Annotated in this window: 12 protein-coding genes and 1 pseudogene; 6 read left to right on the forward strand and 7 right to left on the reverse strand. The window is 56.1% G+C overall.

The window, feature by feature from the left end; all coding sequences use genetic code 11:
- Positions 1-4: 4 nt before the first annotated feature.
- Entirely contained in the window at positions 5-481 is a 477-nt protein-coding gene (locus VNZ60_RS13150; protein ID WP_325659825.1) for a YbhB/YbcL family Raf kinase inhibitor-like protein, read from the reverse strand.
- 118 nt (positions 482-599) lie between these two features.
- On the opposite strand from VNZ60_RS13150, the gene VNZ60_RS13155 reads away from it, so the two are divergent.
- Positions 600-1013, forward strand: a complete 414-nt coding sequence (locus VNZ60_RS13155; protein ID WP_325659827.1) for a hypothetical protein — start codon at positions 600-602, stop codon at positions 1011-1013.
- 72 nt (positions 1014-1085) lie between these two features.
- Positions 1086-1556, forward strand: a complete 471-nt coding sequence (locus VNZ60_RS13160) for a ferritin-like domain-containing protein (protein WP_414648832.1) — start codon at positions 1086-1088, stop codon at positions 1554-1556.
- A gap of 14 nt (positions 1557-1570) precedes the next feature.
- Here the strand turns inward: VNZ60_RS13160 and VNZ60_RS13165 are convergent, their stop codons facing one another.
- From VNZ60_RS13165 to VNZ60_RS13180, 4 genes are all read right to left on the reverse strand, one after another.
- Positions 1571-2500: an MlaD family protein gene (locus VNZ60_RS13165; protein ID WP_325659831.1), complete on the reverse strand. Its 930-nt coding sequence runs from the start codon at positions 2498-2500 to the stop codon at positions 1571-1573.
- Positions 2501-2528: 28 nt separating this feature from the next.
- Positions 2529-3341, reverse strand: coding sequence for an ABC transporter ATP-binding protein (locus tag VNZ60_RS13170; RefSeq protein ID WP_325659833.1), 813 nt, complete (start codon positions 3339-3341; stop codon positions 2529-2531).
- A gap of 99 nt (positions 3342-3440) precedes the next feature.
- The gene (locus VNZ60_RS13175; protein ID WP_325659835.1) at positions 3441-4550 is read right to left on the reverse strand and encodes an MlaE family ABC transporter permease; all 1110 of its coding nucleotides are present in this window, start codon (positions 4548-4550) and stop codon (positions 3441-3443) included.
- A gap of 281 nt (positions 4551-4831) precedes the next feature.
- Positions 4832-5743, reverse strand: coding sequence for a LysR family transcriptional regulator (locus tag VNZ60_RS13180; RefSeq protein WP_325659837.1), 912 nt, complete (start codon positions 5741-5743; stop codon positions 4832-4834).
- A 178-nt stretch (positions 5744-5921) separates the two neighbouring features.
- On the opposite strand from VNZ60_RS13180, the gene VNZ60_RS13185 reads away from it, so the two are divergent.
- Positions 5922-6686 (forward strand): SDR family oxidoreductase, encoded by a 765-nt coding sequence (locus tag VNZ60_RS13185; RefSeq protein WP_325659839.1) that lies wholly within the window; start codon positions 5922-5924, stop codon positions 6684-6686.
- A 111-nt stretch (positions 6687-6797) separates the two neighbouring features.
- Here VNZ60_RS13185 and VNZ60_RS13190 read toward each other — a convergent pair whose 3' ends face one another.
- Positions 6798-7757, reverse strand: coding sequence for a GlxA family transcriptional regulator (locus VNZ60_RS13190; RefSeq protein ID WP_325391040.1), 960 nt, complete (start codon positions 7755-7757; stop codon positions 6798-6800).
- A 246-nt stretch (positions 7758-8003) separates the two neighbouring features.
- On the opposite strand from VNZ60_RS13190, the gene VNZ60_RS13195 reads away from it, so the two are divergent.
- Positions 8004-8693, forward strand: coding sequence for an HD domain-containing protein (locus VNZ60_RS13195; protein ID WP_325391037.1), 690 nt, complete (start codon positions 8004-8006; stop codon positions 8691-8693).
- A 120-nt stretch (positions 8694-8813) separates the two neighbouring features.
- Here VNZ60_RS13195 and VNZ60_RS13200 read toward each other — a convergent pair whose 3' ends face one another.
- Positions 8814-10190 (reverse strand): amidase, encoded by a 1377-nt coding sequence (locus tag VNZ60_RS13200; RefSeq protein ID WP_325659846.1) that lies wholly within the window; start codon positions 10188-10190, stop codon positions 8814-8816.
- Positions 10191-10608: 418 nt separating this feature from the next.
- Between VNZ60_RS13200 and VNZ60_RS13205 the strand changes: the two genes are divergently transcribed.
- Together VNZ60_RS13205 and VNZ60_RS13210 are read left to right on the forward strand one after the other, a co-directional pair.
- Positions 10609-11412 carry an MFS transporter gene (locus VNZ60_RS13205; RefSeq protein WP_325659841.1) on the forward strand — a complete coding sequence of 268 codons (804 nt, stop codon included), beginning with the start codon at positions 10609-10611 and terminating at the stop codon, positions 11410-11412.
- 258 nt (positions 11413-11670) lie between these two features.
- Positions 11671-12074: pseudogene (locus VNZ60_RS13210) on the forward strand (hypothetical protein); the annotation flags it as partial.

Below are 12074 nucleotides of genomic sequence, written 5' to 3' on the forward strand. Positions count from 1 at the left end.
ATTCTTAGTTCTCCTTCTGGTAGCTGCCGATCACCGTGGCGCTGGCGATAATATGGGGCGCCATGGCCTTTTCCAGTATCGCCTTGGTCGGTTTGCCGAGGTCTGGGAGTACGATGTCCAAGGCGTACAGCTTGTGAAAATAGCGATGGCGCCCGATCGGCGGACAAGGGCCGCCGTAGCCGGTGCGATTCCAGTCGTTCAAACCATCCTTGGTACCGGCCGGCAATTTCGCCTCGGGCACAGCTGCCGCGAGTCCGTCCGTCTCAGGCGGGATATTGTAGAGCACCCAGTGCACCCAGGTGGTTTGTGGCGCCGCCGGGTCGGGCGCATCCGGGTCATCGACGATCAGGACCAGACTACGCGCCGCCGACGGCACCCCGCTCCATACCAGTTCAGGGGAAATATCCTCGCCTTCACAGGTGTAGCGCTTGGGAATCAAGCCGCCTTCTGAAAACGCTGGGGAATTAAGCATCATGATCATGGTTTTGCCTCCTCGGACGGAATGGTTTAAAGAACGCCTTGCTATTCATCTTAATCTTTGCTAAGCCTGAATTGAATAATCATTTGTTGATGACTGCGATGGCAGCAAGGAGGACAAAATGGCTGATTCCGTAAGCAAGGTCAGTTACTTCTCAATGGCTATTTCCAGCAAGGCAGGCGAGGGCGTGAAGGTGCTTTCCGTTCTGGCTGACGGCGGCGTCAACCTGCTCGCGTTTACCGGTTTTCCGCGCGGCCAGCGGGCGCAGGTGGATTTTATCCCCGCAGATGCGAAGAAATTCGTCAGCGTCGCCAAGAAGGCCGGCTGGGCCGTGAATCCTAAAAAGACTGGTTTCCTGATACAGGGTAAGGACCGTACCGGAGCACTCCTGGATGGGCTGCAGAAACTCGCCGACGCCGGCATAAAAGTGACCGCGATGGATGCGGTGGTCGGCGGCGACGGCCGTTATGGCGCGCTGCTGTGGGTGAAACCGGAAGATGTCGCAAAAACTGCCAAACTGCTCGGCGCAAAATGAGGCAAATGAGGCGTACGCCTGAAGATCGTCCAGCAAGCAGTTTCAATCAACACGAGGAATAACATGAATGAGATGAACTATGCTGAGAAGCGGCAGACAATTGATGCGCTGAATCGCATCATGGAACTCGAATTGGCTGGCGTGGTGCGCTATACGCATTACTCATTGATGGTCTATGGATACAACCGCATACCGATCGTTTCATGGCTCAAGGACAACGCGGTGGAAGGACTTGCACATGCCCACAAGGCCGGAGAAATGGTGACGCTGCTGGGCGGCCATCCGTCGCTGAAGATCGGGCCGTTGCTGGAAACGGCGAAGCACGATATCGGCGATATCCTGCGTGAAAGCCTGGAGCTTGAAAAGACCGCGCTCGCGGCCTATTACGATCTGTTGAAGATGGCCGAGGGCCAGTCGGTATTGCTGGAAGAATATGCCCGGGAAATGATCGTCCTGGAGGAACTCCATCTGGATGAGGTCAACAAGATGCTGCGACGCCCGGGCGACATTGAACCGTTCGAAATTGAATCGGCCACAGCTTGAAATGGTGTAGAAAATCAATGTGCCTCTGCCGGTAGCGAAAATCCATTTTCACCCGGCCCTGGCCGCGCCGGCTTGCGTCCAAATAACAGGCTCTGCGGTTGTTGCTGGACGTCCGACAGCACGCGATCCAGCACATGGGAACTATGCGAAAAATCGTTGATCATGATATGCAGTTGCGGCAGCGTATCCTGTAAATCCTGGCTGGTTTGGCCCAGATTATCAGCTGTGCTGCCGATGCGATCCAGGGTATCCACGCGCGCCCGGACTTCTTGCGTGAGATCGTTCAAGTTGGCAAGCAAGGGATCCATGCGCGCCAGGGCTTTGTCGGTGCGGGCGCTGATGGCGGGAAGCTTGTTGAGCGTCGGTTGCAGTGCGGCGGCGAGCTCGGCGATCCGGCCCGAAGCAGTCTGAAGGTTAGCAATCGTCTGCGACAACTGTTGCAGATTGTCGTCATTAAGCAGTTGGTTCAGCCGCTTGGCCGCCTGGCCGGTATCGCGCAGCAGTTCCTGTCCTGAATTGCCGACCTGGTCGAAAAACGAGGGCCGCATTTCGATACGGCCGATTTCATCGGGATTGAGTGCGAGCTTTTCCGGCTTGCTGCCGTCGTCGTCCAGTTGTACGTAGGAAAGCCCGGTAACGCCGAGATAGCTCAGTTGCGCATAGGTGCCCTGGTTAATCGGGGTTCCCTTGTCGACACCGATCCTGACCAGGATCAAATGCGGGTCGGTCGGCGAAAACTGGATATCCTTTACCTTGCCGACATCGACGCCGCGCAAGCGCACCGGGGCATTGCGGTTCAGGCCCGACACTGGCGTCCTGGATAGAAGCAGGTAATCCTGTTGATCGCCGGTATCGCCGTTCAGTCTGATCGCAACGAATATCAATCCGATGCAGAGCAGCACCAGGAACAGGCCGGCGGACAGGGCATGGGCGCGGTTTTCCATGGAATCTCTCCTTGTGTCCTACTGTGTCCTACGCAACCTGCCGGCCGACGGCCAGTTTGTCGCGGAAATCCCTGACGTTTTCCTGTTCGCAGCGCTTGATGTGGCCGAGGAAGAAATTCTGCACGAACGGATCGGAGTGATGCACGATGTCCCACAGCGGGCCTACCGTCAGCAGTTGCTGGTTGGCGAGGACGGCGACCCGATCGGACAGGGCCAGCAGGGTGTCGACATCGTGCGTCACCATCACCACAGTGAGGTTCAGCGCGCGCCGCAACGATTCGATCAGTTGCACGAAACCGTGGCTGCGTTCGGGGTCAAGGCCGGCGGTGGGTTCGTCGAGGAACAGCAGTTCGGGATTGAGCGCCAGCGCGCGGGCAAGGGCGACGCGCTTGACCATGCCGCCCGACAGTTCTGCCGGCATCTTGTTGGCGCTCATGGCGTCGATCTGTACCAGGTCGAGTTTCATCATGACCAGTTCACGGATCACCTCTTCTGGCACCGCCTTGAGTTCGCGCAGCGGCAGTGCGACGTTGTCGAATACGCTCAGTGCCGAGAACAGTGCCCCCTCCTGGAACAGGACGCCCCAGCGGTTGCGGGTCTGGCGCAAGTCGGCGACCGCGCAGCCTTGCAGCGGCACGCCGAATACACTGATGGCGCCGCGGCTGGGGGCTTCGAGGCCTAGCATGAGGCGCAGCAGGGTGGTCTTGCCGCTGCCGGAACCGCCGATGATCGCCATCACTTCGCCGTAATTCACACTCAAGCTCAGATCGCGGTGGATGACGGTATTGCCGTACTGGGTCCATACGGCGCTGATGTCGATGACGTTGCCTGTTGTGTTCACGTTAGATCCTGCATGATTGTTTTTAACGAATTTTTAACGAATTTTTAACGAATTTCTGACGAATTTCAGACGACTGATGCTCCCTGATCCGGCTCGCATTTAAAAACCCACATTCGAAAAAATCACTGCAAAAATCGCGTCCACGATGATCACGATAGTGATCGAAGTAACCACCGAATCCGTGGTGCTGGCGCCCAGGCTCTCCGTGTTTGGCTGAATTTGCAAGCCGTAGTGGCAGGCGATTAATGCTACCAGCATGCCGAATACGGATCCTTTGCACAGACCTAGCCACAGGTTTGCGATCGGCACGGCAGCGGGCAGGCCGTGCAGGAATTGCTGGTAGCCTATCCCCAGCTGCAAGTAGGCCGACAAAATGCCGCCGAGCAAGGCGGCCATATCGCTCCAGATGATCAGCAGGGGCAGGGTGATGGCCAGCGCCACGATCTTTGGCAGCACCAGGCGCTGGGTATGGGAAATGCCCATGGCTGACAAGGCATCGAGTTCGCGGGTGACGCGCATGACACCGAGTTGCGCCGTCATCGAAGAACCCGAACGTCCGGCAACCAGGATGGCGGCTAGTATCGGCCCCAGTTCGCGCACAATGCCTAAGCCCAGGATATTGATGATGAAGACATCGGCGCCGTAGTTTTTCAATTGGATAGCCGACAGATAGCTCAGCACCACGCCGACCAGGAATCCGACCAGTGCGGTGATGGCCAGCGCCTGGCTGCCGGTGCGATGGATGTTGGCGGAAATTTCGCGCCACGGGATATCGCTTGGGTGGCGCAGCAGATACAGGCCGTCTAACAGCAGATTGCCAGCCAGGATCGTGACGGCGCGCAGGTTCTTGCAGAACGACAATAAGCCCCTGCCAAGTTCCACCAGTAGCGCAAGCCGATCGTGCGGCAGCGGCGGCGGGGGTACAAATGGCTTGGCAGCCAGATTGGCGAACATCTCTTCGTATTCCGGCTTGAGCAGGATGTCCGGGCGGCGCCGGCCCCACATGCGCCACAGAAACAGCGCGCCGGCGGCGTCCAGTTGCTGGATAGAGCGCAAGTCCCAGCGGGCATCGGCATCCTTAGCGTATTGCGCCAATTGCGGCCGCAAAGTGGCGACATCCGGCAAGATGACGCGCAACAGCCAGGTGCCGCTGACTTCAATCCTGACGCCGTCGGCATCGGTTATACGCAGCAAGCGCGGTGGGGTCATGGTGATGGCCATACCTAATGAAACGCAGCATTAAGATAGTTCGTATCCATCATAGTAAGTCAACACCAGATCGGTCGCCAGGTCTTGTCGCTTAGCCATGTCTGTCAAGACCGCCCACGCGCGGTCTTCAACGCGGCAGTCCACCACAGCAGATCGTCGATCAGCTTTCCCGCGGGCTCTGCAAGTTTGACGAAAAAATCGACTTGTAAGAACTGATTCGCGAAGTCACTGCCGACGTGCGCGAAGCTCCTCGGAACAAGTCTGGTTGCCAAAGTGCCGAACTAGGTATTGACGTCCCACGGCGGGATACCTTTGAAGGCGTCAGCAAGGAAATCGACCATTACGCGCACTTTCGCGCTGAGATGGCGGCGGCTCGGATAGACGGCCAGGACATCAATGTCCGGCAAGCGATAGTCCGGCAGCAGCGGTATAAGTCGCCCGGCTCTCAGGTCGGCGCCGATCAGGAAGCTGGGTTGCCAGATGATACCTAGCCCTGCCAGCGCCGCCGAGCGGGCAGTATCGCCATTGTTGGTGTGCATGACGCATGACACTTTTACGGAGCTGGCCTTGCCATCGACGTCCATGAAGCTCCATTCGTCGGCGGTCGCAGCGTAGCTGTATCCGATGCAAGCGTGGCCGGTCAGATCAGATGGAATTGCCGGCGTCCCGTGCTTGCGCAGATAGGCAGGGGAGGCACAGACGATGTTATGTGAGGTGGCGAGTTTGCGCGCCGCATAGGAGCTCGAACCGGTACGTGAGATACGAATCGCCAAGTCATAGCCTTCCTCAACGATATCCACTACGCGGTCAATCAATGCGATATTCAGCTCCACTTCGGGATACCGGAGCGAAAATTGCGGCCAGAGCGGCGCCAGATGAAGAATTCCGAAACTTAGCGGCGCATTGATACGGAGCACTCCGCGCGGTTTCATTGTGGCCGATGATGCAATCAGTTCGATTTCAGCGACTTCTTCAAGGAGTACCTTGGCTCGTTCAAACAGCGCTTCGCCACTTTCAGTCAGTGACATTTTCTGTGAGCTGCGATTGAGCAGCCTGGTCCCTAAATGGGATTCCAGATCGCGGATATAACGTGTCACGTTGGCAGGGGAGGTCTCCAAGGCGTCAGCCGCGCGGGCAAAACCATTCTTTCGTACCACCTCAACAAATACCTCAAGGGCGCGCATGCGATCCATCGTTTTCTTCCCGTCAGTTGATTCATAAATACTGAACGTATTATGCATTTTTATAGTATTGATGAATGCATTTGTGAGTCATATAGTGTTTCCACGGGCCGACCTAACGCGTTACAGCCCAATCAGTCAGTAAGCCAATTACCAATTTATCAATGAATAATTTCTTAGGAGTAACATCGTGAATCGATTAAATGGAAAAGTCGCCATCATCACAGGCGCAAGCGCAGGGATTGGTCGCGCCACAGCAAAGCTGTTTGCCAGCGAGGGCGCCAAACTGGTGGTGGCAGCAAGGCGTCAGGCTGAACTCGATAGTCTGGTTGCCGAAATCACAGCAGAGGGTGGCGTTGCTGTCGCCCTGGCAGGCGATGTCACCAGCGAAAGCTATGCACAAGCCCTGGTTGAACTGGCATTGGCAAAATTCGGGCGTCTCGACGTGGCTTTCAACAATGCCGGCATCCTGGGCGAAATGGGGCCAACTACCGGCGTCTCGGAACAGGGCTGGACTACGGCGCTAAACACCAATCTCACTAGTGGTTTTCTGGGTGCCAAGCATCAAATCCCGGCGATGCTGAAAACCGGCGCCGGTTCTATCATTTTCACTTCTACCTTTGTTGGCTACAGCTTTGCATTTCCCGGGGTGGCAGCCTATGCAGCCAGCAAATCCGGCCTGATCGGACTAACCCAGGCGCTGGCGGCCGAATACGGCCCGCAAGGAATTCGTGTCAATGCGATTTTACCGGGCGCAGTTGACACACAAATGTATCGCGACATGAACAATACCGCCGAATCGCAAGCGTTCATCACCAACCTGCATGCACTGAAACGCGCAGCGCAGCCGGAGGAGTTGGCGCGTTCGGTGTTGTACCTGGCCTCGGATGACTCTTCTTTTATCACCGGTACGGCTTCATTGATCGATGGCGGTGCGTCGATTACCCGTACGTAAAGCTGGCGGCGAAAGATCAGCTGACACAAGCACATGCTGACGATGCACGCGCAGCCGTCGCGACATTCAGGGCGCTCGGCGGCGGTTGGTAAGGACGAAATGCAGCGAGAGCTATATTTTCCGAAAGCTCATCCGAAATTCATTGGGCGAGACGCCAAGACGTTTTTTAAACACGATGCGCATACGGTCGGCTGTACCGAAACCGCAGTCGTATGCTATCGCCTTTAGCGCCGTGTCGGTGCTCTCAAGCAGATTGCGAGCTGTATCGACCCGTGCACGTTCGACGAATTCATGCGGCGTAACGCTAGTCAGCTGGACAAAGGTGCGCGCAAAATTACGCGCGCTCATGCCAGCGACGTCGGCGAGTCTGGCGACGGTGAAGCTTTCGCTTATATTCTCCATGACGTACGTTTGTACTTTAGTGATGGGCGACGCATCATCTGGCGGGGCACTGAGGTACGGACTGAACTGGGATTGCCCACCTCGGCGCTGCGCAAAGACAAGCAGGCGCTTCGCAACCGCGAGTGCTATCTGCGGTCCGTGATCTTCAGCCACCATCGTAAGCGATGCATCGATGCCCGCGGTCACCCCCGCTGATGTCAGCAGGCTGCCGTCGCGAATATAAATGCGGTCGAGTTCGACTCGGGCGAGAGGGAATTGTTGCGCCAGCTGAGGCGCATTTTGCCAATGTGTAGTCACATGGCGTCCATCGAGTAGTCCGGCGTATCCAAGGGCGAAGGCACCTGTGCATATCGATCCATAGCGCTCACAACGCGCTGCGACGTTGGTCAGCCATGCGGTTAAGCGTGCATCCGGGCTTTCGCTTGGGAGGGCCGGCCCCCCGGCTACTAACGCCGTGTCGTAGCGCGCGTTCGCCTCGGCGAAAGTCGTGTCCGCCAACATGCGCATTCCGTTCGAGGCACGTACAACGCCTTCGGCGGCGCTCACCAAAGTAATCGCATACCCATCGCCAGGGGCAACGAAGCTGTTCGCTTCGGCGAAGACATCGACAGGCCCGGCAACATCGAGTGCCTGGACGCCCGGAAAGATAGCAATAGCCAGAGTGTGCATCGAAAACGCCTTTGGGGAGCAATTTCCTTAGTCCAGCTTGCACGGAAAGAAAAGTCGCGATGGCAGGATATGCCGTACGCCTGGCAGTGTACAACGCATGCTTTGCATTGTCTCGAAACCGGGCGCCATTTAAAGTGGCTTGGATAGTTTGCATGTCAGTCCGACACAGCGTTGTCGTCACCTCGGCACGCACCGACCTTGCTTCGACCGATCCTGCAATCGGCGAAGCCCAACCTGGAGAATGTAATGCACACCATGATCGCCGGTATCAAGATCCCCGACAGCAAGATGGCGCGGGAAGCAACGCAACTTGTTCGAGACATTGAATCCGACTTGTTGTTTCATCACTCGACCCGTGTGTTTTTATTTGGGGCACTAACCGGTGAGCGCAAACAGTTAAAGTACAACCCGGAGCTGCTCTACGTGGGGGCAATGTTCCATGACATGGGGTTAATGGATGCATATAGCAGCAAACACGCCCGTTTCGAAGTAGATGGTGCGAATGCCGCCCGCGACTTCCTGGCGGGGTATGGCGTTGCTGAGCACGACATTGAACAGGTATGGGATGCCATCGCGCTGCACACAACGCCGGGGATTCCACAATACAAGAAATCCGTTGTGGCTCTGGTAACGGCAGGTGTTGAAATGGACGTGCTAGGAATCGCGTACGACGATTTCACCGAAGATCAGCGAAATCAAGTGGTGCAAGCGCACCCTCGCGGCTCGAAATTTAAAGAAGGCATTATCGACGCATTCGCAAAAGGCACGATTCACAAGCCCGAGACGACCTTTGGTAACGTCAAGGCCGACGTGCTGGCGCTCAAGGATCCCAGCTATAAGCGCCTCAATTTTTGCAGCCTGATTCGAGGCTCGTCCTGGAACGACGATAACCACAACGGCGCTCGTTGTGGCGATCGCGGTCACAAGCATGGCTGAGTCTGTGTAATTAATCGCTGGCTTACGTCAGTTTGAACGGCAGCTGGCCAGGCATCTCGTGTGCCGTCGCACTTTACGTACTTCCCGGCTCGACCAAGCGGTCTTGCCGGGAGGCTTACGTCAGCTTCGAGACGGAGAAACAACGGCTTCCACCGCGCGTCCTACCGAGAGAATGTGGTGATCGGTATTTTGAGTGCCCGCAATCATGAGTCCGACCGGTGCATCGCCCGCCTGGTGGCATGGTATCGAAAGCGCGCAGCCATCGAACAAGTTGACCACCGATGGATTACGTAGCATGCGTCCGTTAAAGCGATAGTAGCTCTCGTCATCCTTGATCACATCGGCGATGGGTGGCGCAATATCTGGTGTTGTCGGCATCAGCATCGCATCATAGCCAGCCGCGGCTCGGTTAATCGAGAGGATGAATTCGCGCCGCAGCGTCAGAAGTTCAACATAGTCTGGCGCGCTGATGGTCTCGCCAGTTTTGATTCGCGCGAGCACTCTTGGATCGTATTTATCTGCCCCGTCTTTAATATATTTGCGATGCCACGCATAGGCCTCTGAAGCCGTGATCATGCCTCGTGGATTGATGTTCGGCGCCTGCGCAAACTCGGTCATCGGCAATTCAACGATGATTGCTCCCGCCGCCGACAGCCGCGCCAACGCTGTCGTGAATGCACGTGCTACAGGGTCGGACAAATCATTCTGGAAGAATGTCTTTGGTACTGCTAGTCGTAGTCCGCGTAGTTCGCGTAGTCCGCGCAATGCGGGCGCGCGAGGTAATCGAACGGCGTCGCCTGTGAGTACGACATCCAGCAACGCACAGTCGGCAACACTCCAGGCGATCGGGCCTACCGAATCCAAGGTGGTCGATAGTGGCATCACGCCTTCGCGCGGCACGCGACGTTGCGTCGGCTTGAATCCGACCAAGCCGTTAAGCGCGGCAGGAATGCGCAGCGAGCCGCCGGTATCGGTTCCGATAGCGCCGGCAGCCATGCCGTCAGCCACCGATATACCGCCGCCTGATGTCGAACCGCCGGGAATGCGGCCGGTAGCACGATCATAAACATTCTTCGGAGTACCGTAGTGCGGATTGATACCCAGCCCTGTGTAGGCAAATTCGACCGTATTGGTGCGCCCGATGATGACTGCACCGGCCTTACGCAATCTAGCCACTACGGTCGAATCAACCAACGCCGGGGGCTGGCCGATCAGAACAGTGGAGCCTCCAAGGGTAGTTTGTCCGGCCTCGTCGAGCAGATCTTTGATTGAAATAGGTATGCCAGCAATAGGGGAGGCAACAATTCCACGACGACGCTGCGCATCGATCTCGGTCGCTATGGCACGAGCCTGTTCGGCGTAGACGGTCAGGAAGGCGCGTGAGCCCTCTCCATTTGGATCGCTGATGGCGGCTAGTGCTTCCTCAACTAATTGGCGGCTGCTCAAGGAGCCAACAGCGAGTCGGCGAGACATTTCCGTAATTGAAATGTGCCCCATGGCAGCGCTAGGAGTCGTTCTCGCAAAAGCCTCTGGCACGATTGTGCCAACTCCCGCCAGGGCTGCGTATTTGCCAGTTTTCTGCAGGAAATAACGTCGCTGAATATCCATTTGTCTCCTTTTTAATTTATTGGGCAAGGTTTTCGTGCACCCTTGCTACTTATCGACAAGCACGTGCTATGCCAGGAGCAAATAAAATGATAAACGTATGAAAAATATAGATCTCTGTAGTGCCACAAGTCGACCTAGCCATTGAAATGGATGGAAAATCGCACGCAATCGGATAGCAAGTCTGGGAAAAGTGACTAAATTCAAAAATTCTCATCAATTGGCTGAGACATCTATTGCCCCCAAAGAGGGGGAGGGCGGAAGGAGCTACCGGCCCTTTGGGATTGCGGTCTTGGCGTGGCGGTGAACCTTGGCGCTAGCCGTCGGCGTTCCGGTCGCGACCTATCTTGGCAGCGTCCTTTCGTGGCGCCCCATTTTCATGGCGATTGCTGCGTTCGGGATGCTCGGCTTCTTCGGCCTGCTTTTCGGGATGAGGGAAGCGGCTAAGGATGGCGGTGACGCGTCAGCCGGCGCCGCGCTTCACGGACTGCGCGCAATTCTCAACCCCAAGCTTCTCGGCGGCACCTTGGTGACCGTTATGGCCTACGCCGGATCGTTTGCCGCATACACGTATATCGCGCCGCTCCTAGTCCAGGTCACCTCCATCAGCATGAGCACGGTCAGTATTTTCATGCTCATCTATGGCGTACTGGCAGCGGTTGGGAGCATCATGGGTGGCCGGATGACGGATCGCCTCGGCGCTGATCGAGCCAGCCTGATCATCGTCGCAGGCATCGCAGGCGTGGTGTTCGGTATGTGGTTGCTAGCGTATTCGCCGGTGGGCATGGCCGTGCTGGTCGCTCTGCTTGGAGTGCTGAGCTATGCTGCGGTGCCCGCGCTGCAAGCTCGATTGATTGGTATTGCCGAGGTCCATGCGCCAAGAGCCCACGGGGTCGCTGCCGGTCTGAATATCGCTGGATTCAATTCGGGCATCGCTTTGGGTTCGCTGCTGGGGGCAACTACGATCGGCACGGTGGGCATTTCGTTCGTCGGATTGGCCGGCGCCGGAGTTGCTGGTCTGGGAACATTAGTGCTGCTGGTGCAGATGTCGCGCTCGCGGCGCCTTGATCTTGCCGTGGGTGGCCATAAGCATGACCGCCCACGGAAGGCCTGATCCTTGATTTCACTCCAACGAATGCCTTTACTATCCAAAACGACATAGATTTACTTTAGAGCGCCGCGTTCTAGACAGACGTTATTAAAACTCGACGGACTTTCGCGTTCTTACCAAAATCCACGAACAGGAATGATCTTGTAAGCTATTGATTCGTCAAGATATTTGAGGTGATGTACGTAAACTTTGGTAAAACTTGAATTACCAAAATTTACGTACATAATGGAAGAAGTTTCGAGTTTTTTTGACGGACCATCCATGGCACGGCGAAACTCTTCCGAGCTAATTGAAGAATTGTTCTGCGTACTGCCTAGCAGTCAGCGGGAGAATTTTAGTAGCCATCTCTATATTCCATATTCCCGTAAGGTACATCGACGCGTGTATTGCTACGGACACAGTGCCTATGACCTATGGGTTCAGCTGGAATCCGATCCGACAGTGCTGCTATTCAACGAGCAATTTGAAGATATAGCTTTTTCCATAAATGAGAAAAAGTTCACGGCGAAACCTCTGTTCGCTTCCAAATCCCAATCTGAAAAATCTGCCATTGTGACGTTGCATTTTTTTGTGCAGCCGACTGCTGATGACATGGAAGACGATCAAGTTCCTGCAACTGAAAAAGAGGGGGCAATGCTTGATTGGGGTAAACAGAATGGAATTGC

The organism is Collimonas sp., from assembly GCF_035566375.1.
GTDB lineage: Bacteria > Pseudomonadota > Gammaproteobacteria > Burkholderiales > Burkholderiaceae_D > Collimonas.

Coding starts and splice junctions, on each gene's coding strand:
- VNZ60_RS13165 (WP_325659831.1), bottom strand. CDS start 2,500: ATGGAAAACCGCGCCCATGCCCTGTCCGCCGGCCTGTTCCTGGTGCTG.
- VNZ60_RS13175 (WP_325659835.1), bottom strand. CDS start 4,550: ATGACCCCACCGCGCTTGCTGCGTATAACCGATGCCGACGGCGTCAGG.
- VNZ60_RS13160 (WP_414648832.1), top strand. CDS start 1,086: ATGAACTATGCTGAGAAGCGGCAGACAATTGATGCGCTGAATCGCATC.
- VNZ60_RS13195 (WP_325391037.1), top strand. CDS start 8,004: ATGCACACCATGATCGCCGGTATCAAGATCCCCGACAGCAAGATGGCG.
- VNZ60_RS13155 (WP_325659827.1), top strand. CDS start 600: ATGGCTGATTCCGTAAGCAAGGTCAGTTACTTCTCAATGGCTATTTCC.
- VNZ60_RS13200 (WP_325659846.1), bottom strand. CDS start 10,190: ATGGGGCACATTTCAATTACGGAAATGTCTCGCCGACTCGCTGTTGGC.
- VNZ60_RS13190 (WP_325391040.1), bottom strand. CDS start 7,757: ATGCACACTCTGGCTATTGCTATCTTTCCGGGCGTCCAGGCACTCGAT.
- VNZ60_RS13150 (WP_325659825.1), bottom strand. CDS start 481: ATGATCATGATGCTTAATTCCCCAGCGTTTTCAGAAGGCGGCTTGATT.
- VNZ60_RS13180 (WP_325659837.1), bottom strand. CDS start 5,743: ATGGATCGCATGCGCGCCCTTGAGGTATTTGTTGAGGTGGTACGAAAG.